Origin of the sequence: Sphingomonas sp. 67-41, assembly GCF_001899725.1 — a bacterium.
In the GTDB taxonomy this organism is placed as follows: domain Bacteria; phylum Pseudomonadota; class Alphaproteobacteria; order Sphingomonadales; family Sphingomonadaceae; genus Sphingomonas; species Sphingomonas leidyi.
The window spans coordinates 248,364-273,278 of record NZ_MKWJ01000022.1; the positions used below are offsets into that span (position 1 = coordinate 248,364).

The 24,915-nt window shown below is 68.5% G+C and carries 10 protein-coding genes and 1 pseudogene; 9 read left to right on the forward strand and 2 right to left on the reverse strand.

Annotation, left to right across the window (positions count from 1 at the left end; genetic code table 11):
- Positions 1 to 89: 89 nt before the first annotated feature.
- Entirely contained in the window at positions 90 to 989 is a 900-nt protein-coding gene (locus tag BGP17_RS12065) for an AraC family transcriptional regulator (RefSeq protein WP_286712135.1), read from the forward strand.
- A gap of 235 nt (positions 990 to 1,224) precedes the next feature.
- On the opposite strand, the gene BGP17_RS12070 is transcribed toward BGP17_RS12065, so the two are convergent.
- On the reverse strand, positions 1,225 to 1,866 hold the full coding sequence (locus tag BGP17_RS12070) for a DUF1826 domain-containing protein (protein WP_286712137.1): 642 nt from the start codon (positions 1,864 to 1,866) through the stop codon (positions 1,225 to 1,227).
- A gap of 133 nt (positions 1,867 to 1,999) precedes the next feature.
- On the opposite strand from BGP17_RS12070, the gene BGP17_RS12075 reads away from it, so the two are divergent.
- Genes BGP17_RS12075 through BGP17_RS12090 form a run of 4 tightly spaced genes read left to right on the forward strand, consistent with a single transcriptional unit; the run spans position 2,000 to position 8,683 of the window.
- Positions 2,000 to 4,048, forward strand: coding sequence for a TonB-dependent receptor (locus BGP17_RS12075; RefSeq protein ID WP_286712139.1), 2,049 nt, complete (start codon positions 2,000 to 2,002; stop codon positions 4,046 to 4,048).
- A gap of 2 nt (positions 4,049 to 4,050) precedes the next feature.
- A complete protein-coding gene (locus BGP17_RS12080) occupies positions 4,051 to 4,590 on the forward strand; it encodes a MotA/TolQ/ExbB proton channel family protein (protein WP_286712140.1) in 540 nt (179 codons plus the stop codon).
- Positions 4,587 to 4,952 carry a DUF2149 domain-containing protein gene (locus BGP17_RS12085; protein WP_286712142.1) on the forward strand — a complete coding sequence of 122 codons (366 nt, stop codon included), beginning with the start codon at positions 4,587 to 4,589 and terminating at the stop codon, positions 4,950 to 4,952. The genes BGP17_RS12080 and BGP17_RS12085 overlap by 4 nt, the downstream gene beginning before the upstream one ends.
- 8 nt (positions 4,953 to 4,960) lie before the next feature.
- Entirely contained in the window at positions 4,961 to 8,683 is a 3,723-nt protein-coding gene (locus BGP17_RS12090; protein ID WP_286712774.1) for a cobaltochelatase subunit CobN, read from the forward strand.
- 206 nt (positions 8,684 to 8,889) lie between these two features.
- On the opposite strand, the gene BGP17_RS12095 is transcribed toward BGP17_RS12090, so the two are convergent.
- Complete coding sequence (locus BGP17_RS12095; protein ID WP_286712144.1) at positions 8,890 to 9,795, reverse strand: hypothetical protein; 906 nt, start codon at positions 9,793 to 9,795, stop codon at positions 8,890 to 8,892.
- A gap of 2,231 nt (positions 9,796 to 12,026) precedes the next feature.
- On the opposite strand from BGP17_RS12095, the pseudogene BGP17_RS12100 reads away from it, so the two are divergent.
- The 4 genes and pseudogenes from BGP17_RS12100 to BGP17_RS12115 all read left to right on the forward strand — a co-directional run.
- Positions 12,027 to 19,982, forward strand: a pseudogene (locus BGP17_RS12100) (beta strand repeat-containing protein); the annotation flags it as partial.
- Between the two features lie 1,892 nt (positions 19,983 to 21,874).
- Positions 21,875 to 23,284 carry an AMP-binding protein gene (locus tag BGP17_RS12105; protein WP_286712148.1) on the forward strand — a complete coding sequence of 470 codons (1,410 nt, stop codon included), beginning with the start codon at positions 21,875 to 21,877 and terminating at the stop codon, positions 23,282 to 23,284.
- Positions 23,285 to 23,524: 240 nt separating this feature from the next.
- Entirely contained in the window at positions 23,525 to 23,731 is a 207-nt protein-coding gene (locus tag BGP17_RS12110) for a hypothetical protein (protein WP_286712149.1), read from the forward strand.
- Positions 23,728 to 24,915, forward strand: a complete 1,188-nt coding sequence (locus BGP17_RS12115) for a molybdopterin molybdotransferase MoeA (RefSeq protein WP_286712151.1) — start codon at positions 23,728 to 23,730, stop codon at positions 24,913 to 24,915. Before BGP17_RS12110 ends, BGP17_RS12115 begins: the two co-directional genes overlap by 4 nt.

Consider the following 24,915-nt stretch of genomic DNA (forward strand, 5'->3'; position numbering starts at 1 on the left):
TCCTTGGGGATCGATGACCGGGAGATAGACAGGGAAGCCGATACCTTATATAACTCAATGTCCATAATTTATTACGGATCGTCCAAACCATGGACCCCTTGAGCGACATTATCTCCTTGCTTCGTCCGAGCGCCGCCGTGTCGAAGCCGATCTCGGCCAAAGGGCGCTGGGGCGTCCATTACGACGCCCATGACGCACCCGGCTTCACGATCATCGTTTCGGGCGAGGCGTGGTTGACGTTCGACGGAGAAGATCCCCTTCGCCTTGAACAGGGCGACTTCCTGCTACTGCCGAGCACGCCGGCTTTCTCGCTGGGGAGCGAAGCGGGAATCGTCGGAGCCCCCGTCGCCCCGCGCTCCGAGGCGGTGCGGCACGGCGCGCCGGAGGGCGAGGCCGACTTTGTCGCCCTTGGCGGCAGCTTTTCCTTCGAGCGCGTCAACGCCCCTCTCCTGCTGTCGCTATTGCCCGAACGCATTCACATTCCGGCTTCGGAAGGGCGTGCGACGCGTTTCGGTCGATTAATCGATTTGCTCGCCGAAGAATGCGCGACGGATTACCCTGGCAAGGAACTGATCCTCCACCGCATGCTCGAGGCGCTGCTGGTGGAGGCTCTGCGCTGGAGCAGCCTGGCCAGCCGGTCCGTCCCAGCCGGCTTGCTGAGCGGGATGCGGGATCCGGCATTGGCTCGCGCGCTGCAGGCGATCCATGCCGATGTCCGCGCCAGCTGGACCGTCGCCGAGCTCGCCAGCGTTGCCGGCATGTCGCGGTCCGCCTTCTCGGCCCGCTTTGGCGAAGTTCTGGGCTGTCCGCCGATCGAGTATCTGGCTCGCTGGCGCATGGCGATTGCCAAGGACGCGCTGGCGCGCGGTATCAAGACACTCGACCGGATCGCCGAGGAGATTGGATACGAGTCCGCGAGTGCATTCAGCACCGCGTTCCGCAAGCGGCTAGGGTGCGCGCCCGGCAAGTTTGCCCGTGCTGCAGGCTGAACCGGACACGCAGCCAGCCTGCCCCCGGCCGAGATCTCCAAGGAGAGCCGGGTCAGTCAATCGGTGCCACGATCGAATATCTCCACTGATCGCCCGAACCTCCCAGCGCAACCGATCGGAGAATTCGTTCGGCGCTCGGCGCCCGCCCTCCTCGCAGATCGCGCTCCGGCGGACCTCTTCTGGGAGGAATGAGGAGGTTCCGGAGCAAGCGGCACTTCGGTGCCCTCGCCATTGTCTATGGCGAGGTCTGCCGGGAGCCGGTGCTGGTGGATGCGATATCGTCCGGTTCGACCGGATTGATGACGAGCAGCAGCCGCGTCGCTCCCGCAGTGGCGATAGGGGGCGATCGATGCAGGATATGCGGCACCTCCGCCGACAGACGTCCCTTGAACACGCCCACCGCTCCGGTCTTCATATCGAAGATATTGTCCGGCTCGTCCGCGTAGATCCACTGGGTCGCCGGTCCCGACACGGTCATCAGTAGGCGCGCGGTCACCATGTCGGCGTGAAACTTTCGGCAGGCGTCGGTCTCGACGATCTCCAGCCGGAGCCGGATACGATCGCAAGCCATGATCTCGGCGAAGATGCGGGTGAGGCCAAGCGTCTCTTCGCCCAGGAGTTGGCCAATCCGGGCCGGGTAGCCCGCCTCGATCAGCGCTCCGGGAATCAGCTGGCCGCAATCCGCGACGTCCATGCTCCGGTCGATGTCGTCGATCTGGTCCCAGGACAGATCGTCGACTGGCTTCAGTCTCGCTGGCCGGGGTCGGTCCCAGAGCGCGAGGTGGACGCTGTCGTTGCGGATGGCGGCGAGGATCGACTCGCAATTGGCGATGGCGGCGGCTTCCCCGTCCGAAAAGCCCATCGTCGACTTCAGCACAGCATTCCCAACCATCCGCAGCGATCCCTTGTGGGAGCCTTCGATCGCGAAGCTCCGGGTTGACGCCCGCGGTAACCGTCGCCATGGCACGATACAAGATATCATATCATGCCATTAGAGCGGGGAGCCACTTGTGAAATATGTGATTTGGGGATTGGGGCTGGCCGTCATCGGCGGGACGCCCGTATCGGCACAGGGCGTCGCGGACGGCACGCCGGTTACGCAGCCCGAAGATGCGCTCGTGGTCACGGCAAACCGCACGCGCGAGAAGCGCGAGAATGTCGCATCGTCGATGGAGGTGGTTACCGAGGCGCAGCTCGACCAGACCGTCGGCGTCACCTTCCTCGATCAGCTCAAGAAGAACGCCGGGCTGGACGTGATCCAGTATCCTAACGGCTTGGCGGGGATCGGCCTGCGAGGGCTCCGGCCCGATTTCGAGTTCACCATCAACCCACGCACGCTGGTGCTGGTCGATGGTCGTCCTTCGGGCTCGACCAGCTTCACCACCATTTCGCCGGAAAGCATCGCGCGGGTGGAAGTCCTGAAGGGGCCGGCTTCCGCACTCTATGGTGCATCGGCTGTCGGCGGCGTGGTCAATATCATCACGCGGCGCTCGTCCGGGCCGCTCGCCGGATCGTTCAACATCGGCGGCGGCAGCTTCGAGACGATCCGCTCGGGGATGCGCCTCGGCGGCGACCTGGTCGGAGGCACCGACTTCGATCTCGAGCTCGGCTACGTCAACCAGATGGGCAACTTCCGCCTGGGCGGCGGCGAGAAGCGCCCCAACAGCGACTTCAGCCGTGCTTCCGGCCGGCTGCGCGTCGGGAGCAACCTCGGCCCGATCGTGCGCATCGACGGCAGCGTCGACTTCGCGGACCTGGACAATGACGCGCCCGGGCCGCGCTCCTTCAACCCGCAAAGCCGCTCGGCGACGGGCACCAACCGCGTCAGCGGCGATATCCGCGTGGAGATCACGCCGCAGGATCACGCGATCCGCCTGGTCGCCTATGCCTCGCGCGAGGACTACACCTATTTCGAAGTGCCGGCGGCGGCGGTGCGCTACCAGTCCAACAACACCGTCACCACCTATCGCGGCGCCCAACTGCAGGATAGCTGGCAAGTCTTCGCGCCTCTGCGGCTCACCTATGGCTTCGACTGGCAGAAGGTCTGGGCCGACAGGCTGTCGTACAATGCGAACGGCACCGGCAAGGCGCCTTCGTCTCCGAACGAAAGCCGCGAGACCAAGGCGGTATTCGCGGAGGCCGGGCTCAACCTGTTCGGCGAGCGCGTGATCCTCACGGCGGGCGGCCGCTATGACTGGCTTACCGTGGCGACCCGGGCGACGCCCTTTCGGGCCAACTTCACGCCGGGCAAGGCCGATTTCGGCGTGTTCAATCCGCGCGGCGGCGCCGTGGTCAAGCTGGGCGCGGGCTTCCGCGCGCACGGCACGATCGGCCGTGCCTTCGTACCCGCCCAGGCGATCCAGCTTGCCGGCGAGAGCGAGGAGTTCGCCGGCATCCAGCGCCGCGTGACCTTCGGCAACGCGGATCTCAAGCCCGAACGCAACACCACCTGGGACGCCGGCCTGGGCTTTGCGCGCGGCCTGCTGAGCGCAGACGTCACCTATTTCGACGCCCGCACGCGCAACCGCATCACTACGGCGATCGTCTCCGAGACCCCGACTCTGCGCCAGACGAGCTATATCAATTCGGACAAGTCGCGGATGCGCGGGATCGAGGGGCAGTTCGCGCTCGACGCCGGCGCGGCGCTGGGCGTCGCGTCGGGGCGCTTCAGCCTGAACGGCAGCGTCACCCGAATCCTCAAGGCAGAGGACATACTGCCCTCGGGCACCGCCACACCGATCCGCAACGTGGCGAACTGGAAGGCCACCGGTTCCGCCACCGTCAATGCCGGGCCGGTCTCCGGCACGGTGACCGTGCGCTACAATGGCGACCGGCTGGATACCGACAACAGCCAGGGCAGGATCTTCACCAACGGGGTGGGCGGGCTGTTCACCTATGACCGTTTCACCACTGTCGACTTCAGCGGCCGTTGGCGGATGACGCCCAAGGATACGCTGCGCCTCGAGGTCGCGAACGCCTTCGACATCAACTATTACGAGAAGGCCGACTACGCCATGCCCGGGCGCACCCTCTATGCCCGCTATGTGCGGAGCCTCTGAGCATGTGGGCGAAGGAAGCGCTGGCAGCGATCTCGGATCTGCTGTTCCTCCCTGTCGTCGTTGGCCTGCTCGGCGTCGTCGCCTGGACGGTGCTGGCGATCGGCCTGTTCGCGCGCAGCTATATCGGTCGCCTGCGCGGCCGGCGCCCGGCGCGGGATCGCTATCGCACCGCGATCGATGCCGCGCTGACCGGCAATGCGCAGGATGACGAGCTCGCAGTAGAGGAAGTGGTAGCGCGGGCAGAGAGCGATGCCGCGCGGTCGCTCAATCTGGTCCGCTTTGCCATCCGCGTGGGGCCGTCACTCGGGCTGATGGGCACGCTGATCCCGATGGCCACTGCGCTGTCGGGGCTGGCAAAGGGCGATCTCCAGATGCTCGCCTCCAACATGGTGATCGCCTTTTCGAGCACCGTCGTCGGCCTGGCGGTGGGCGTGGTCGCCTATCTGATCGCGATGGTGCGCGAGGGCTGGGCACGCAGCGATCTCGACGCGGTGCGCTTCCATGCCGAGCGCGCGCTGCGCCGTGAAGAGGACAAGGCGTGACGCGGCGGCGTGCCCTGCGCTTCGTGCGGCGCCGCGAGGAAGGCAGCTGGCAGGAAGACCCCCTGTCCGGGGTTGCCAACCTGTTCGACATCAGCCTCGCCTTCATCGTGGCAATGGTGGTCGCGCTCTATTCGATGATGGGCGCTCCCTCGATGCTCGATCCGCAATCGTCCTGGACGATGACCCGCACCACGGCAGACGGGCGCATGGAGATCGTCCGCAAGGACGGCAAGACGATCAAGGTCGAGAAGGTGAGCGACAGGAAGCTGTCGGGCGATGGAGACCGGCTGGGCGTCGCCTATCGGCTGCCCGACGGCAAGGTCGTCTATGTGCCCGAAGACAAGGCCGGAGCCGCCAAGTGAGAGCGATCGTGGCGTTGTTGCTGTTGTTTTCGGGGTTCATGGCGCCGGCTTCCGTGCAGGCGCAGGGGGCGCGGCCGCGTATCGCCTTCGTCTCGATCCATATCGCGGAAATGCCGACGATCGCCCGTGCCGCGGCAAAGCGGGTCGAGGGCAGTATGGCAATCGACTTCTTCGGGTTGGGCGGAGGCTTGCTGCCCGGCATCGAAGGAGTGGATCTTGGTTCCTATGATCTCGTCCTGATCGATGCCGCCGGGCCGCGCCTGCTCAACTTCTCCGAGCAGATCGAAACCGCCAAGCGGCGAACCAAGGTGCTGATCGTCGGCGCCGGCACGCCGATCACAGGCAATGTCGATCCCGCGCAGCATCCCGATGTCGCACGCTATTGGGACAACGCGACGGAGGACAATTATGCGGGCCTCTTCGCCTATGCCGGCGCGCGCCTGCTGGGCCTGCCCCTTGTCGTGCCGCAGCCGCAGGTCTTTCCCGATCTCGCCCTGTGGCACCCCGACGCGCCCAAGCCGTTCGCGACATTTCCCGACTATCTGTCCTGGGAGGCTGGTCACCTGCCGGGTGCAGGCACCCGGCCGCGCATCGGCGTTCTCTTCTATCGTAGCCTGGTGCTGGCGAACAATGCAGCGGTGGTGTCGGCGCTGATCCGCGAAATCGAAAGGCAGGGCGGCGTGCCCATACCGATCTGGCGCGAAGCTGGCCGCGATCTGGCTTCATCGCTGCTGGGCAGTGAGCGCCTCGACGCGCTGATCCTCTGCGCGAACCGGCTGGATTATGCCGATGCGAAGGCCGGCGCGGCAGAAGCCGCCCGGCTGGGCGTTCCGCCGCTGATGTGCGCCACCGATTATCGCCGCACGCCCGAGGCCTGGCGCAAGAGCCTGGGCGGGTTTGCGCCCGACCAGACCGGCGAGCTGGCGCTGAGCGAGCTGGAAGGCATTGTCGAGCCGATGGTGGTGGGCGCCCGCGCCGTCGCACCGGACGGCGCGGTCGGCTATGTCGCGCTGGCGGATCAGGTGCGCTGGCGCGTGGCTCGCGCAATGGCCTGGGCCCGGCTCCACCGGCTGCCCAATGCCGAAAAGCGCATCGTCATTCCCTATCATAATGAAGAGCCGGGCGAGGCCGATGTCGGCAGCGATCCGGACAGCTACATGGATGCGCAGGGGAGCATCGTCGCGCTGCTCACCCGGCTGCGCGCCGAGGGCTATGATGTAGGCCCCGATCCAATACCCGATGCCGCAACCCTGTCGAAGCGCATGGCCGAGGCGGGTTCGAACACCCGCACCGGCGATATGGCGGCGCTGCGTGCGCGGATCGCCCAGGGCGCGATCACCGTCCCGCTCGCGACCTATCTCGACTGGTATGCCATGCTGCCCGCCGATGTCCGGCAAGCGACCGAGGCCCGCTGGGGCCCGCCGCCGGGCAGGATCATGACCGTGGATGGCCAGATCGTCATCCCGGCGCTGCGCTTCGGCAAGGTGACGCTGGTCGCGCATCCGATTTGGGGCGTCCAGGCCGATGCCGGCGCGCTCGCCGCCAAGGGCGCCCTGCCACCGCATCACCAGTATCTCGCCTTCTATCTCTGGATGCAGAAAGGCGAGCACGCCGACGCCTATCTGCCGATGTTCACCCAGCTTTCGCTGATGCCCGGCAAGCAGGAAGGCCCGGCGGCGGGCGATGCGGTCGGCGTGCTGATCGGCGCGTTGCCGCATATCCAGCCGCTGCCGCTCCAGGCCAATGGCGGGGTAGGCAACAAGCGCCGCACCCAGGCAGTCACCATCGGCTTCATGCCCGAGATCGTGCGCGCCGGACTCAACCCGGATCTGGCCGCGATTGCGAAACTGCTCGATGGCAAGCCCGCCGACCAGCGGTCGGTCCGCGACGCCGCCATCCGCGCAGGGGCGGCAGGCGCACTCGGCCTCGATCCCGCAAGCGCGCCCTGGCAGGCTCTCGAACCCGCGCTTCGCCGCTATCTCGAGGAGGCGGCCGGCGCACCGATGCCGATGGGTGGCCATATCCTGGGTCGGGCGCCCGATCTGGCAACCGTGGCAAGGCTCGTCCAGGCGATGCTGGCCGGCAACGGGGGCACTGCGCCCGATCTCGTCGCCGTCACCCGTTCACTTGCCGGCGACGATACCGCGCTCGCGCCGGAGATGGCAGCGCAGGCGCACGACTATGCCGCACGGCTGGCCCAGGCACCGAGAGAGATGGACGCGGTCGTCGCGGCGCTCTCCGGCGGCTATGTCGCGCCGGGGCCGATGCAGGATGCGATCCGCAATCCGGATGCGCTGCCCGCCGGGCGCAATCCCTATACGCTCGATGTCCGCGCGATCCCGACCCCGGCCGCCTGGGCTACGGGAGCAAAGCTCGCCGACGACATGATCGCCCAGCACCGCGCCCGCACCGGCAAGCCGCCGCGCAAGGTCGCCTTCGTCCTGTGGTCGGGCGAGACCGCGCAGAATGGCGGCACCAGCGAAGCCCAGATCTTTCGCCTGCTCGGCGTTCGACCGGTCTGGAACAGCCGCGGCCAGGTGGTGGACGTGACGCTCGAACCGCGCGCGGCGCTTGGCCGGCCTCGGGTCGATGTGCTGGTGACCACCTCGGGCACCTATCGCGATCATTTCGGCGACAAGCTCGGACTGGTCTCCCGCGCGGTCGCTCTGGCCTCGGCTGCCGGCGAGCCGGACAATCCGATCCGCGCCGAAACCCAGGCGCGGGCTGCTGCGCTCCGCCGGGCAGGCGTGCCGGCGGAGGTCGCCGAGCGTCGCGCGCTCCGCCGGATATTTTCCACCGCACCCGGTGCCTATTCGCCTTCGACCCAGTTCGCCAATCGGGAAGGCTGGAGTCCGGAGCGGATGAACCGGCTCTACGAGGCGCGGCTGGGCCATGCCTATGGCGATGGCAGCGACGGCGAGGCGGACGGCGCCGCGTTCGTTGCCAATCTGGAGCACGTCGATGCGGCCGTGTTCGGTCGTTCCTCCAGCGCCTATGGGCTACTCGATACACCGATGCCTGCCGCCTATCTCGGCGGGCTGGCGATGGCGGTGCGCCAGCGCACCGGTCGCAACATCGAGACCTATGTCGCCAATGGTCAGGTTGCCGGCGAAGCGCGGATCGAGACGCTCGACCGCTTCTATGCCCGCGAACGCGACAGCCGGTATCTCAATCCGGAATGGATCAAGGGCATGCAGGCGAGCGGCTATAATGGCGCGCGCTACATGGCCGACCTGACGGACTCGATGTTGCTGTGGGAAGCGACCAAGCCCGATCTGGTGACCGACCGCGATTGGGAAGCGGTGCGCGACGTCTATCTGCACGATCGCTATGATCTGGGCCTCGACCGCTTCTTCGCCGAAGCCAATCCGGCGGCGCGTGCCAAGCTCGTCGCGGGAATGCGTGACGCCATCGAGCGGGGGAACTGGCATGCCGATGCCGCCACTCGCCGCGAACTGGGGATGGAGGCGGTGGCCATGGCGCCGGCGCCGGATGTCGGTTCGCTCGGCCATGTGCCGGGTGCGAGCCGCCCCACCGCGGGTGGCGGCAAGATACCGGCGCGAGCGGCCCCGGCATCGCCTTCGAATGCGGTGTCCGGCTTCGAGTTGGTGCCAGAGCAGCGCACTCTCAGCCCCCAACCCGCAAGCCGGTCGTGGACCGAGCTTTTGGGGGCGCTGGCGACGCTGCTCCTCGTTTGCGGCGCAGGTTTCTCGGCGAGACCGCGATGGTAGCCAATGGGCTGGGGGCCGAAGGGGAGCTCGATCGATCCTGCTTGGGCGATATCCCGTGCTGACGATGTCGTCCAAGGCAAAAGGGCCATTCCCGCTGCGCCGGAACCAGTGCCAAGCACCCGACCACTCGGCCTTGCCGGGCAAGAATACCGTGCCGGTTCCCGCAAGGGGATTGAAATGGGAACATCCGGCGCACCCAAAGGCCGTCAGCTGGGCTCTGGCATAGGGACTGATGCGTTCTCCGCAAATCTCGAAACCAGATCGATCGCGGAGAGACCCTGCGCCACCCACGAACGGAAGTCGTCGACGAGCAAGCGAGTCGCGCGGACGCGTGAGTTCGGCGCATCCGCGATCTCGACATAGCCCGCTGCGGCCGCCGCACGGATCATGCCGCGAACATGGGCGCGGGTGGTGGCGCTGCGCTCGGCCGCCATCGAATAGAAGCCGGCTTCGCTCCACCCGCCGGGATTGTCCTGCGCCGCGCGCATGAGCGCAGCCAGCACCCGCGAGCCGCCGGCCTGATGCATGAAGGAATCGACCGCGAGATGCTCGACCATGTTGTCCCGGGCGAGCCCGAGGGTCTTCAGCGAAGCGGCACGGTAAAGGCGATGATAGTTCGGGTCGCCCGATATCGCAGCCTGATAGCGGGCCTCTTGCGGCATCATCAGCGCGAGCGGCGCGTGGAAGACGACCGTCCATTCGCGATCGATTTCCAGCATGCGCGGACCGGGGTGCAAGCGATGGCGCCGCTTGTCTCCGGGCATCGGCGTCTCGATCAGATAGCCGTCACTGCGCATTTCCTCGACGAAACGACGGATGCGGCGCTCCGTCCCCAGCCCCAGCAACGCTCCCAATTGGGCCAGGCGCCCGACGGTAAGCCAAGTGTCCGGCCTGTCCTCTTCCGCCGCCATCGCGATGCAGATCGCGAGCATGAAGGTTACGGCCCGGCCATATTCGGAGAGTTCGCGCACCAGCCGCCGGTCGTCGCCATAGAGATTGGCGAGGCCGTCGATCAGGTTCGACACGGCATCGTCGAAGCGCGGATGCCGCGCGATGTCCTCGGGCGAGAGATAGGGCGGGAACAACGGGCAGGCTGGGGATTCTTCCGTCAATCCAGGATTCCATCACGTGAGACACGAGAGCGATATCGCTGTGTTTACAGGATTTTCTCGATCGGAGAACCCCGTGATCGACCAGATCGTACCAACTTGTTCCGTTGAGCGGCCTGCCTGCCGCACCTAAGGCCTTCCCCTAGGTCAAGCGACGGCCGGGGGCAGCGCGGATCGGGGTCAGCGACCCGATCCGCGTCCGTGCAGACGAATTTCGCATGATCGCGACCGAATTGCCACGCGCAGGCCCGTGCCTGCGCGAGAGCCTTCGCGCGCCCTGCGCGCGACGGCGAAGAACAGGGGAAGTATCGATGACCGCCGCCACCAAGCGCAATGCCCGCCGCACCCTGCTGGCCTCCACCGCGCTGATCGCCGCCGCCGCGGCGCTGCCGGCGCAGGCGCAGACCCAGATCGCATCGCCGCAACATGGCGGGGCGATCGCCGGCGCCGGCGCCGAGACGGTAGAGGACAACACCCCCGCGGGCGGCGGCATCTTCGTGATGAGCGCCGGGGCTCCGATCACCTTCACCGACGTGACGATCGCGAACACCACCGGTGCGGGCCCCACGGTGGGGCAGGCCGCGAACGCCATCGGCCTGGTGAACACCAATCCCACGTCCCAGTCGATCACGCTGAACGGCTCCAACAGCTTCGCGACGACGCAGGCGGGCGGAACGGCATTCCGGGCGCAGACCCTGAACGGGGACCTGACCCTGACGCTGAACGGCGGGACGCAGCGCTTCTCGGGCACCGACGGCCTGCATCTCCGGGCGATGGACGCGATCGACCTGGTCAACAATGGCGGACCGCTCACTATCTCGGCGACCGGCGGGGCCGGCGTGTACAGCCGGGCCAATAACGGCGCCGCGACCCTGAACCTCGGCACAGTGAGCGTCGCCGGGGGCGCGAGCACCGGCATCTATGCCTATGGCTATGCCGGCGCGAACGTGACGACCGGCGGGGGCACGATCTCGGCGCTGACCGGCATCGATGCCCGTTCCGCGGGCGTGACGACGATCGTCTCGGGCAGCACGATCATCGGCACCGGCACGGCCCAGTCGGTCGGCATTACCGGCTTTGGCGAGAGCTCATCGTCCGCCCGCTTCGACATCACCTCCAACGGCGCGATCAGCAACGTCAACACCGGCATCTATTTCGAGAACCGGATGGGGCTCGCCGGGAACGTCATCCGCGTCAACGCGAGCATCGATGCGGTTTCGGCCGGCATCGATACCGGCAGCTCCACCGCGACCGACATCCATGTCGGCTCCGACGCCACCGTCCAGGGCGGCGTATCCGGCATCGCGCGGAGCAGCGCGGGAACGACCAACAACGGCGGGACTGTCCGCGGCGGCGTGGGCATCACCAGCACCGTGGCATCCTCGGTCGTGAATTCGGGGTTGATCCAGGGCTCCACCTTCGGCGTCAATTTCCTCGCCGGCGGCACCCTGACCAACAATGCCGGCGCCACGATCAACGGCGGCGGCAGCGGCGGCAACGGCGTGAACGTCGCCGGCGCGGCCGGCACGATCGACAATCGCGGCACGATCGGCGTGGGCAATGCCGCCGGCATCATGCTCAACGCGGGCGGCACCGCGACCAACTACGGCACGATCAACGCGAGCGGCAACAACAGCACCGGCCTGCGCAGCACCGGCGCGGCCTCGACGCTCGACAATCGCGGCACGATCACGGCGAACATCGGGATCCGCACGGACGCGTCGGGATCGACGCTGAACAATTCCGGCACGATCAATTCGACCAGCTTCGCGATCTATGTGCCCTCCGGCACGGCGACCCTCACCAATTCGGGCAGCGTCAACGGCGCGATCGGCGCGACCCTGAACGGCGGCGGCAGCATCACCAACACCGGTTCGCTGATCGGCGTGTCCTACGGCATCACTTCCGCGGGCGCCGCGACGACCGTGGTCAACAGCGGCACCATCTCGGGTGGCTCCGGGGCGATCTCGCTGTCGGCCTATAACGATGTCGTCACGCTCAATCCGGGTTCGGTGACGATCGGCTCGATCAGCCTCAGCAGCGGCGACGATACGCTCAACATCATGACCGGGGCGACCTTCGGGGCGCTCGCCGGCGGCGCCGGCACCGATACGCTGGTGCTCGGCGGCACGACCACCGGCACGCTGGACCTGGCGAACGTCGCGACCTTCGAGATCCTCAACAAGGTCGGCAGCGGTACCTGGACGCTGAACGGCGCGGCCGCGAGCCCGGCGATGGTGATCGGCGCCGGCAACGGCACCCCGAGCGGCACGCTGGTCTTCAACGGCAGCGGGCTCACCGGCGCGATCACCGTCAACGGCGCAATCCTCCGCGCCACGAGCGCAGGCGCTTTCGGCACCGGCAGGATCACCGCGATCGACCCGACGATCCAATATGGCGCGACCGGCACCTATACGAACCAGATCATCCTCGCTTCGGCCGACCCGACAAACGATCCCACGCGCCTCGAGGCGGACAGCGGCGTGGTCGCCACGCTCACCGGGCAGCTCCTCGAACAGGGAACGGGCCAGCCGCTGGTGATCGGCGGATCGGGGACGATCGTGCTCACCAACCAGAATAATTTCTGGAGCGGCGGCACCCGGATCCTGGCCGGGGCGACGCTTCAGGGAATGGGAACCGCGCTGGGCAACGGCTACAACCCCATCGCGAACGACGGCACGATCATCTTCGACGAAACCGGCACCTACACGCAGATCGGCGCGATCTCCGGCAGCGGCGGCGTGGTGAAGCGCGGCAGCGGCATGCTCCTGTACAGCAGCGCGAACAACTATGCCGGCGCCACCACGATCGAGGCCGGAACGCTGCAACTCACGAGCGTCGGCGCGCTTTCCGGCACCTCCGGCATCGCGCTGACAGGCGCGACGGCGGTGCTCGACAACAACAGCTCGGACGGCGCCGTGCTGAACAACCTGTCCGGCGTCGCGGGAAGCCAGGTGCTGCTGCGCGGCAAGAGCACCACGCTGGCGAACAGCGCGAACACGATCTTTGCAGGCACGCTCAGCGGCACTTCCTCCGGCGGGATAACCAAGGCGGGATCGGGCACGCTCACTTTGTCCGGCAACAATTCCGGCCTCACCGCGCCGCTGCTGATCAGCGCCGGCACCATCGCGCTGATCGATGCCGGCTCGCTGGCGAGCGCCGGCTATATCGCAGTGAACGGCGGTGGGTTCGACATCTCCGGGGTTGGCGGTACCGGCACCTCGATCAACGATCTGCGCGGCTCTGGCGGCTCGGTGATCCTGGGCGACAAGCGGCTGACCATCGTCAATGGCAGCTACGGCAACAGCTATGCCGGCGTGATCTCGGGCACAGGCGGTGTGACCCTGTCGAGCGGCATCGCCACCTTGGCCGGCGCCAACAGCTATTCGGGCACGACCGTGATCGCGTCCGGCGCGCAACTCAATCTGAGCGGCGCGGGCTCGCTCGCCAATTCGGACGTGACGGCCAACGGCTTCTTCCAGCTGCTGAACGCCGACGCGACGGTTCGCAGCCTGTCGGGCGGTTCGCCGATGAGCGCCACCTTCATCAACGGGAACACGCTGACCGTCACCCATGGCGGCACCTATGCCGGCCAGCTCAACGGCAGCGGCACGCTCTCTCTCACCGGCGGCACCTTCGTCTACACCGGCAGCGGCGGCCCGAGCACGATCGCGCTCAACGGCGGCAACTTCACGCTGGGCGACGGCGGCACCAGCGGCTATGTCTCCGGCACGCCCTTCGTGCTCAACGCCGGCACGCTGACGATCAATCATTCGGACAATTATGCGGTCGGCTATACCGGCGGCGCGGGCAACTTCGTCCAGGCGGGCACCGGCCTCACCCAGTTGTGGCACAACACATGGACCGGCACGACCACTGCGGCCGCGGGCATCCTGCAGCTCAACTATGGCGACGCGATCGCCGACACCTCGGATCTGATCGTCCTGTCCGGCGCCACCGCGCAGCTGTTCGGCGGCAGCGAGACGGTCGGCAGCCTGTCCGGCGCGGGCGTCTTCGACCTGAACGGCAACGGGCTGACGCTCGGCAATGGCGGGAATTTCTCGGGCCTCATCCGCGACAGCTATTCGAGCGGTTCGCTCTCCGTCCTCGCAGGCACGCTCACGCTCGCCGGCGACAGCAGCTTCGCCGGCACGACCTATCTCCACGGCGACGCCAATCTCACGCTCGGCAATGGCGGCACCAGCGGCTCGCTGGCCGGCCTCATCTCGTTCGGCACCGGCACGCTCACGATCAATCGTTCGGACGGCATGACGATCAACGGGCTGCTGGGGGCCGGCCGCCTGGTCCAAGCGGGGGCCGGCACCACGCATCTCTCGGGCACTGGCGGCTTCACCGGCGCCACCGTGATCGAGGCGGGTACGCTGTTCCTCGATGATGGCCAGGCGTTGCGCGGCAGCAGCTCGGTCGCGCTCGACGGCGCCGGCAGCGTACTCGATGCCAGCGCCACTGCCACCAGTGCGGCGATCAACAACCTCTCGGGCGTGAGCGGCAGCGTGGTCCGCGTCGGCATTTCCGGACTGGCCCTGTCGACCACCCAGGATACGAACTTCGCCGGCACCTTCGACGCACCGGCGCCCAACGCAATCAATTTCGGCGGCACCGCGACGCTCACGCTGACCGGACAGAGCGACGTGCGGCGAGCCGGCATCGCATCGGGGACGCTCGCCATGTCGGGTGCCGGCACGCTCGGCTCGTCCACCGATCTGCAGATGTCGGCGGGCGCCACGCTCGACCTGACTGCCCGTACCGGCGGCACCTATGCGCTCGCCAATCTCGGCGGCGCGGGCGGCACGGTCAAGCTCGGCAACAATGTGCTGGCGATCGGCAACGCCGTGTCGGGCCACGACTTCGGCGGTGCGATCCAGGGCAGCGGCGGTGTGCATCTGAGCGGCGGCAACTGGGGGCTGGCGGCCGGCCAGGCCTATACCGGTGCCACGACGATCGATGCCGGCGCCACACTGGCGCTGTTCGGCGCGGGCAGCTTCGCCAGCGGCAACGTCGCGGTGGCGGGCACGCTCGATCTCCAGCGCATGAGCGATACGCTCACCTTGGCCACGCTCTCGGGCGCCGGCACGATCACGCTCGGCAACCGGAGCCTGGTGATCAACGGCAACGGGGGACAGAGCGACTTCGCCGGCACCGTCACCGGCGGCACCGGCGGCGTGACGATCGGCTCGGGCACCCAGCGCGTGACGACGAACTGGACCAATAGCGGCACCACCCGGCTGCTCGGCGATGCCAGCCTGATCCTGGGCAATGGCGGCACCGGCGGCTCGGTCGGCGGCCCGATCGTGCTCGAGGCGGGCACGCTCACGGTCGATCGTTCCGATGTGGCGTCGATCAACGGCCTCGGCGGCGGCGGCACCTTCGTCCAGGCCGGCACCGGCACGACCCTGCTGACCAACGCCTATGGCTTCACCGGCGATGCGGTGATCCAGAGCGGCACGCTGTCGCTCAACGACAGCACGTCCTTCTCCAATGTCGCCTCGGTCTCGCTCACCGGCGCCGGCACGGTGCTCAAGGTCGGCCAGAGCGGCTTCGGTGCCACCAACATCCACAACCTCTCGGGCGTGGCGGGCAGCACCGTCCTGATCGGCTCCAAGGGCCTCTATGTCGGCAGCAATGCCTCGACCATGTTCGCCGGCACGCTCGACAGCCTGGGCGGCGACCTGACGCTGGGCGGGCCCGAGACGCTGACGCTCACCGGCTGGAACGCACTCAACCGGATCGACCTGAACAGCGGAACGCTTGCGCTCGCGGGCAATGGTAGGCTCGGCGACACTGCGCGGCTGTTCCTCCAGGGCGGCACGCTCGATGCCTCGGGCGTCTCCACCCAGATGACGCAATTCGCGTCGCTGGGCGGCGATCGGGGCATCGTGGCGCTCGGCGGCGCCAGGCTGACGCTGCTCGACGCCAATGACCATTTCGGCGGCACGATCACCGGCACCGGGGGGCTGACGATCGCGGGCGGCAACCTGATGCTGACCGGCGCCAGCAGCTATAGCGGCGACACGGTGATCGACAGCGGCGCAACGTTGGCGCTCCGCAACACCTTCGACTTCAATACCGGGGACGTGCTCACGTCCGGGTCGATCGCCAATTCGGCGGTGACCGTGAACGGCTTCTTCGATCTCGGCAACCTGGTCGGCAACGCCAGGGTGGCGTCGCTCTCGGGCGGAGGAAGCGTCCAGCTCGGCTTCGGCGACCTCGATGTCGGCGGCGACAATGCCGACACCAGCTTCTCGGGCGCAATCCTCGGCCCCGGCCGCGTCCGGAAGGAAGGCACCGGCACCTGGACGCTGAGCGGCCAGAACGAATTGTCGCGCCTGCTGGTGTTCGACGGCACCGTCGCGCTGGCCGGCGACGGCACGATCGGCGCCGATGCCGAGGTCGCCATCGCCTTCGGTTCGCTCGACATCTCGGGCATCACCGCCGACAGCCTCGCCATCGGCGATCTTTCCGACAATGGCGCGGTGCATCTGGGCGGCAAGACGCTCGAGATCACCAATGGCTACCAGGTCTATGGCGGCGTCATGGACGGCACCGGCGGCGTGCACATCCTGGGCGGCGACGGCCAGTTCAGCGCCACGCAGCTCTACACCGGCACCACCACCGTGGATGCGGGGGCCGGCCTCTATCTGCTCGGCTTCGACGGCGGGCTGACCGGCGCGGCGCAGATCGACGGCACGCTCGACATCAGCCTGCACGCCGGCGCCGCGCGCATCGGCGGACTGAGCGGCAGCGGCACGGTCCTGCTCGGCGCGAACAGCCTGACACTGACCGGCGGCGGCAGCTTCTCGGGCGAGGTTTCCGGGGATGGCGGCCTGATCTTCGCGGCGGGCAGCAGCACGCTCGCCGGCGCCAACAGCTATGCCGGGACCACAAGGATCGACACCGGCGCGACGCTGGCGCTGACCGGCACGGTCGGCGCGGGCGCGGTGATCGCGAACGGCGCGTTCGACATTTCGGGCGCGGCCGGCGACGTCACCATCGCCAATCTCTCCGGCGGCGGCACGGTAGCGCTCGGCACCAACGACCTGATGCTGGGTGGCGACAATCTGGACAGCCTGTTCTCCGGCGTGATCGGCGGCAGCGGCGGGCTGGTGAAGACCGGCACCGGCGTGCTGACGCTCTCGGGCGCCAACCGCTATACCGGCCTCACCTCGGTGCAGGACGGCACGCTGCGCCTCGGCGCTGCCGGCGTACTCGCCGACGATTCGACGCTCGAGGTGCTGAACGGCGCCACGCTCGACATGAACGGCTTCGACGAGACCGTCGCCAGCTTCACCATCCGCGGCAATCTGGTCGGCGCCGGCACGCTCACCGCCGCGCTCTACAATTTCCTCGGCGGCACCATCGACCACGACTTGGGCGGCGGCGCGATTCACCAGATCTCGGGTACGACGCTGCTCAATGGCAGCTCGGCGGGGTCGGCGGTGCATGTCGAGGGCGGCGCGCTGGTGCTCGGCGCCGATGATCGTCTGGCCGATACGGCGCTGGTCACGATCGCGAGCGGCGCGACGCTCGACCTCCAGGGCTTCGCCGACACAGTCGGAAGCCTGGCGCTGGCCGGCGTGCTGAACGGCACCGGTACACTGACCGCGGGCACCTATGCGCTCGATGGCGCGCTGGTGAACGCCAATCTCGGCATCGGCACGCTCGTCCAGCATTCGGGCCTTTCTCTGCTCAACGGCACCGCCGCCACCGAAGTGGTGCGCGTCGATGGCGGCACGCTCCGACTCGGCGCGTCGGACCGCCTGGCAGACACCAGCGCGGTCGCGGTCGGGACGGGGGCCACGCTCGACCTGCAGGGCTATAGCGACACGGTCGCCAGCCTCGCGCTCGGCGGCACGCTCGCGGGGACCGGGACGCTCACTGCCGGCACCTATTCGCTCGACAGCGCAACGGTAGGCGCCAACCTCGGCGCGGGCACGCTGGTCCAGCATTCGGGGACCTCGTTCCTGAGCGGCAGCGCCGCGGCCGAAGTGGTGCGTGTCGATGGCGGCACGCTCCGGCTCGGAGCCTCGGATCGCCTTGCCGACACCGCCGCGGTCACGGTGGCGGACGGTGCGACGCTCGCGCTGCAGGGCTATGGCGACACGATCGGGACACTGGCGCTGGCCGGCACGCTTTCGGGCACCGGCACGCTGAGCGCCGGCACTTACGCGTTGGACGGCGCGACGGTGGGCGCGAACCTCAGCGCAGGCACGCTGGTCCAGCGTTCGGGGACTTCGTTCCTGAATGGCAGCGCCGCGGCCGGGAACGTGCGCGTCGATGGCGGCACGCTCCGGCTCGGCGCCTCGGATCGTCTTGCCGACACCGCCGCGGTCACGGTGGCGAACGGCGCGACGCTCGCGCTGCAGGGCTTCAGCGACACCGTTGGGACACTGGCGCTGGCCGGCACCCTCGCGGGGACCGGGACGCTCACTGCCGGCACCTACACGCTCGACAGCGCGACACTGGATGCGAACCTTGGCGCAGGCACGCTGATCCAGCGCTCCGGCACGTCGTTCCTGAGCGGCATCGCCCAGGCTGAAACCGTGCGCGTCGACGGCGGCACACTCCGGCTCGGGGCCTCGGATCGGCTTGCCGACACCGCCGCGGTCACGGTGGCGAACGGCGCGACGCTGGCACTACAGGGCTTCAGCGACACGGTCGGGACGCTGGCGCTGGCCGGCACGCTTTCGGGCACCGGCACGCTTGCCGCCGGCACCTACACGCTCGACAGCGCGACACTGGATGCGAACCTTGGCGCAGGCACGCTGATCCAGCGCTCGGGCATTTCGCTGCTGAACGGCACAACGGCCGCGCAGGCCGTCGAGATCGACGGCGGCACGCTCCGCCTCGGCGGCTCGAACCGCCTTGCCGACAATGCCCTGATCATGGTCGCATCCGGCACGACGCTCGATCTGCAGGGCTTCAGCGACACGATCGGCAGCCTCGCGCTCTCCGGCACGCTTTCGGGCGCGGGCACGCTGTCCGCCGCGCGCTATACGCTGAACGGTGCGACGGTGAACGCCAATCTCGCCGGCGGGACGCTTGCCCAGGCGAGCGGCACCTCGATCCTCGCCGGCACCGCGACCGGCACCAATGCCGTCATCGCCGGCGGCACGCTGCGTATCGGCAATGGCGGCACTGCGGGCTGGCTGACCGGCGACGTCGCCGTGAACGGCGCGCTGGTCTTCGATCGCAGCGACGCGGTGACCTATGCCGGCGCGCTCTCGGGCAATGGCAGCGTCAGCCAGGCGCAGGGCAGCCTCACGCTCAGCGGCGGCAGCGGCGGCTTTGGCGGAACGTTCACTGCCTCCGGCGCCGGCCTCGCTGTCACCGGCCAGTTCGGCAATGCGGACGCGCACCTCAACGTCGCGAGCGGTACGCTTTCGGGTGCCGGCAGCATCGGCGGCACGGTCACGCTGGCCGACGGCGCGCATCTCGCGGGCATCAGCGGATCGACTCTGTCGATGGGCGCGCTGGTGCTCGGTTCGGGCAGCATGGTCGACATCACGCTCGGCCAGCCTTCGACCAGCGCGCTGTTCGCCATCGCCGGCGACCTCACGCTGGACGGCACGCTCAACGTCGCCACCCAGCCGGGCTATGGCACGGGCATCTACCGCCTCTTCTCCTATGGCGGTGCGCTCACCGACAAGGGCCTAGCGCTCGGCACGGGAACCGGCGACCTGTTCGTCCAGACCGCCAATGCCGGCCAGGTCAACCTGGTCAACAGCAGCGGCGTCACTCTGTCCTTCTGGGACGGCGGCATCGCCGCCAACCACGACAATGGACGGATCGAGGGTGGCAGCGGCGCCTGGAGCCTCGGCACACGCAACTGGACCGACGCGAACGGCGCGCTCAACGGGCCGATGCAGCCTGTGCCGGGGTTCGCGGTGTTCCAGGGCAATGGCAGCACGGTCACGATCGACAATGGCGCGGGCCAGGTCGGCGCGACCGGCATGCAGTTCGCCGTCAGCGGCTATACTCTCGCCGGCGGCGCGCTGGCGCTGTCGGGCGAGCAGGCGATCGTCCGCGTCGGCGACGGCACCGCCGCGGGGGCAGGCATCGGCGCCACCATAGCCTCGGCGCTCACCGGCGCCGCGGCGCTCGTCAAGACCGATCTCGGTACGCTCACCCTCACCGGCGCCAACAGCTATGCCGGTGGCACAATCGTCCAGGCGGGCACGCTGATCGGCAATGCCGCCTCGATCCGCGGCAATGTCCAGAATGCTGGCACGGTCGTGTTCGACCAGGCGGGCAATGCGAGCTTCGCCGGCACGACCGGCGGGGCGGGCGGCTATGTGAAGTCGGGCGCGGGAGCCTTGACCCTAACCGCGGCGAGCAGCGGCAACTGGCGGGTCACCGGCGGCAGCCTGGTCTCCACCTCGACGCTGTTCACCGGCAATCTCGATCTCGGTGCCGGCACCAGCTTCGTCTTCGACCAGGCGGTGAACGGCAGCTATGCCGGAACGCTCACCGGCGCGGGCAGCGTGCTGTTCCGCGGCGGCGGCACGGTGTTGCTCACCGGCAACTCCGCCGGCTTTGCCGGCGTCACCACGATCGGCAGCCTGCTCTCGGTCAACGGCACGCTGGGCGGCACGATCGACGTGCTGGCTGGCGGGCGCTTGCAGGGCAATGGCACGATCGGCGCGAGCCGCATCGCCGGCACGATCGCGCCGGGCAATTCGATCGGCACGCTCACCGTGGCGGGCAATCTCAGCTTCCTCTCGGGCAGCACCTACGAGGTCGAGGCGAACGCCTCCGGCCAGAGCGACAAGATCGTCGTGAACGGCAGCGCATCGATCCAGAGCGGCGCGGTGGTCAGCGTGCTCGCGGCGGACGGCAATTACGCGGTCAACACCAGCTACACGATCCTGACCGCCACAGGCGGCCTGACCGGCACCTTCTCGAGCGTGACCTCGAACCTCGCCTTCCTGACGCCGAGCCTCGCCTATGGCGCCAACGCGGTGACGCTCAGCCTCAAGCGCAACACGATCGACTTCGCCTCGGTGGCGCAGACGCGCAATCAGCGCGGCGTTGGCCCGGCGGTCGAGGCACTGGGCCTGGGCAACACCGTTTACGACGCAGTCGTCGCGCTCACCGCGCCGGAAGCGCGCGCGGCCTTCGACCAGCTTTCCGGCTCGGACTATGCCAGCATGCGCGGCCGGCTGTTGGACGACAGTCGCTTCGCGCGCGAGGCGATGCTGGCGCGCGGCGACCTGGCGGGCGAGGAGGGCCTGTCGGTCTGGGGCACTGCCCTCGGCAATTGGGGCTCGATGCACCACGGCGCGCTGGCCCAAGGCTATGACCGCGATCTCAAGGGTTTCCTTGCAGGCTTCGATGCCGGGTTCGGCGGCCATTGGCGCGCGGGGCTGGTTACCGGCTACGACGCGAGCGAGCTGCGCACCGGCAATGCCACGCACAAGGCCGATACCTATCATGCCGGCGGCTATCTCGCTGGCAGCTACGGCATCGCCTCGGTCCAGCTCGGCGCTGCCTATGCCTGGAACGATGTCCGCTCGCAGCGCCGGATCGGGTTCGGCGGGCTCCACCAGGGGCTGGGCGATCGCTACCACGCCAACACCGCGCAGGTGTTCGGCGAAGTCGCGGTCAAGGGCGAACTCGGCGGCGTCGCGCTCCAGCCCTTTGCCGGCCTGGCCTGGGTCCGTCTCCAGGGCTCGGACATCGCCGAGCAGGGAGGGGCGGCCGCGCTCCATGGCGGGCAGCGTGACCAGAGCATGACCTATGGCAGCTTCGGCCTGCGCACCAACATGGCGCTCGGCGGCGGCGCGCTGCGCTTCAAGGGCTCGGCGGCGCTACGCCACGCCTTTGGCGACACGGTGCCGATGATCGACCTGGGCTTCGCAACCGGGCCGGGCTTCGTCACCGCGGGCAATGCGCTGGACCGCGACAATGCCGTGGTGGATGCCGGGCTGGAGCTGGACCTGGCCAGGCACGTCACGCTCGGCATTTCCTATGCCGGCAGCTATGGCACGCGCGCGACCGATCACGGCGCGCGGGCAGCGCTGAGCTGGCGCTTCTGATCTGACCTCCTATCCGGTGTGATTGCATGTTCGACCGTCTCGTCCGCTTCTCCGCCCGTATGTCCCCGCTGGCGGTTGCCGTCTCCAACGGCGCCGAACACATCCTGTATCGGGATTTCGACCGGATCATCGATCAGGCGGCGGCGGCACTCGATCGCGCCGGTGTCGAAGGACCGGAGCTCGTGGCAGTCAGCACGCCCGACGCGTATCGCCATCTCGTCCTGATCCTTGCCTGCGCCCGCCGCGGCGTGCCGACAGTCTCGCTGATCCCGCAGACGGCGCGGCCGATGGCGGCATTCACCGGCGCGGTGAAGCTGCTGTCGGACGATCCCGCGCACGCACCCGATCTGCTGGTCGACGCCGCCTGGCTCGCCGATGCGATCGCCACGCCGGCGCATATGCTGGAGACGCCGAAGCGCGATCCCGAGGCGCTGGGCCGCGTCCAGCTTTCCTCCGGCTCGACCGGTGAGCCCAAGGCGGTCGGCATGAGCTGGGCGCTGATGGATCGCCGCATCGAGCATACCTGGACACGCAATTTCGGCTATGAGCGGCTGCTGTCCCTGATCGGCCCGGAAAGCGGCGCGCTGCCGCTCTTCCTCTGGTGCTGGGCGCGCGGCGGCTGCGTGCTGTTCGGCGCGCCCGATCCCCAGTTCCTTGCCCGCTCGCTCACGGTCCTGCAGCCGACCGGCATGCTGGCGGCACCGGCCCAGCTCGCCGCGCTGCTCGATGCGCTGCCCGAGGACGCGACGCCCCTGCCCGGCCTGCAGATCGCGATCGGCGGCGCCCATGCCGCGCCAAGGCTGCGCGACCGCGCGGCGCTGCGTCTCGGCACGGTCAACGTCACCTATGCTTCGACCGAGGCGGGGGTGTGCACCAATGGCTTTGCCGCCAGCCTGGGCAATGGCAGCCAGGTCGGCTGGATCACGCCGTGGAGCGAGATCGAGGTTGTCGACGAGCACGACAATGGCTTGCCGCATGGCGCCAGCGGACGCGTCCGCGTTCGGGGATCGGACGTCGCCACAGGCTATCTGGGCGTCGAGTCCGACCATCGTTTCAAGGATGGATGGTTCTATCCGGGCGATATCGGCAGCACGACCCCGAACGGCATGCTCCATATCGAAGGCCGCGAGGACGAAGTGATGAACTTCGGCGGCCAGAAGTTCCTGCCCGGTGCGCTGGAGGGACCGGTTCTCGAAGTTGCCGGCGTCGGGGCTGTGGCGGCCTTCGCGCTGGAGGACGATGACGGAATTGCGCAGCCTTGGCTCGCGATCGTCCGCAATGGCGAGATCGAGCAGGCGCATCTCGGCAAGGCACTTGCGATCCCCGAGCTCCCGCCGGTACGCATTGCGTATATCGACGCGCTGCCGCTGACGCCGCTCGGCAAGGTGCAACGCGAACGCCTGAAGGATGCGGCTCGGCAGATCGCTGGCCGCTGAACTTCCGCGGCCCGCGCGTTCCGATCCATGCGCTGCCGAAGCGGCTGCGACCAAGGGATGAAATCCCGCATGTGCAGCGCGGAAATGCGCGCCAGGAGAGATTTCCGTATTTCCGAGCCACAGGAACGAAACGCCCTTCCGCTGATTCAGGCTCCAGGGTGGACAGGTCGGTCACCGACCGACCTGATGGGTCCGATATGAGAGTGGCGCCTCGCTGATGCCCGTGCCAAGACGGGCGCCATGAGCCGGGCTCTCGCCATCGTCGCCTTCGGCCGGCTGGCCGACCGGGCTGTTCGCGAACTTGGGCTCGAGATCGACGCACCAGGCAGCGCCGTCGCCCTGACGCCCCACGACATGCCGGGCGCGATCGACCGCGGCATATGGGTTGCCGATCTGCGCCCGACCGCCAGGGCCGGCGGCAGACCGAACCGCCGGTCGGCCGAATGATCGGCTTCGATGAAGCCTGCGCGCGCATTGCCGCGCTGCCGGAGCGCGCCGCGGTCGAGCGCATCCCGCTCGACCAGGCCGCCGGACGGATTCTTGCCGCCGACATCGTCGCCAGTCTCGACGCCCCGCGCGCCGACGTCTCGGCGATGGACGGCTATGCCGTGCGCGAGGCGGATCTGGCTCGCTTGCCGGCCCGGCTGCGGCTGGCCGGCGAATCCTTTCCCGGCCAGCCCGATCTGCCTGAAGTCGGCGAGAGGGCCTGCGTGCGCATCTTCACCGGTGCTCCGGTTCCACCGGGCGCCGATCGCGTTGTGATCCAGGAGCAGGTGACGCGCGACGGCGGTGTCGTACGCTTCGAGAGGCCGCTCGGGCCTGCCAGGCACATCCGGCCGCGCGGAGGAGACTTTCGCGCTGGAGAGATATTGCTCGCCGCCGGAACGCGGCTCGATGCGCGGTCGATAGTGGCGGCGGCGGCGGCCGATCTGTCGGAGATCGAAGTCCATTGCCGGCCGCGCGTGATCGTGCTCGCCACGGGCGATGAGCTGGCGGAACCGGGCACGGCTCGCGCTTCTCCGGTCGCGATTCCTGAAAGCGTGTCCTTCGGCGTCGCTGCCATGGCAGCGCAATGGAGCGGCGCGCCGGCCGGCCGGTACCGGCTGCCCGACGATTCCGGCGTGCTGGAACACGCGGCCCGCGCCGCGCTGGATGCGGCCGACCTGATCGTCGTGACCGGCGGCGCGTCGGTGGGCGAGAAGGATCATGCCAAGGCCATGTTCGGGCCGGCGGGCCTCGAATGCATCTTCACCAAAGTCGCCATCAAGCCGGGCAAACCGGCGTGGCTCGGGCGCGCGAGGGGCAAGCTGGTGCTCGGCCTGCCGGGCAACCCGACGTCGGCGCTGGTCGCCGCACGCCTGTTCCTCGCGCCGCTATTGCTGCGCATGGGCGGCGGCGATCCGAGCTCCGCATTGCGCTGGCGGGAGTCCGTGCTGGCCGAGGGGCTTCCGGCGGTTCGCGATCGCGAGACCTTCGTGCGCGCATGCTGGGCCGGAAACCGGGTCATGCCGCTTTCGGACCAGGACAGCGGCGCGCAACGCGCGCTCGCCGCCGCCGAGTTGCTCGTACGTCGCGGCATCGGCGCGCCGGCGCGCGCGGCCGGCGAAACCGTCGACGTGCTCGATTTCTAG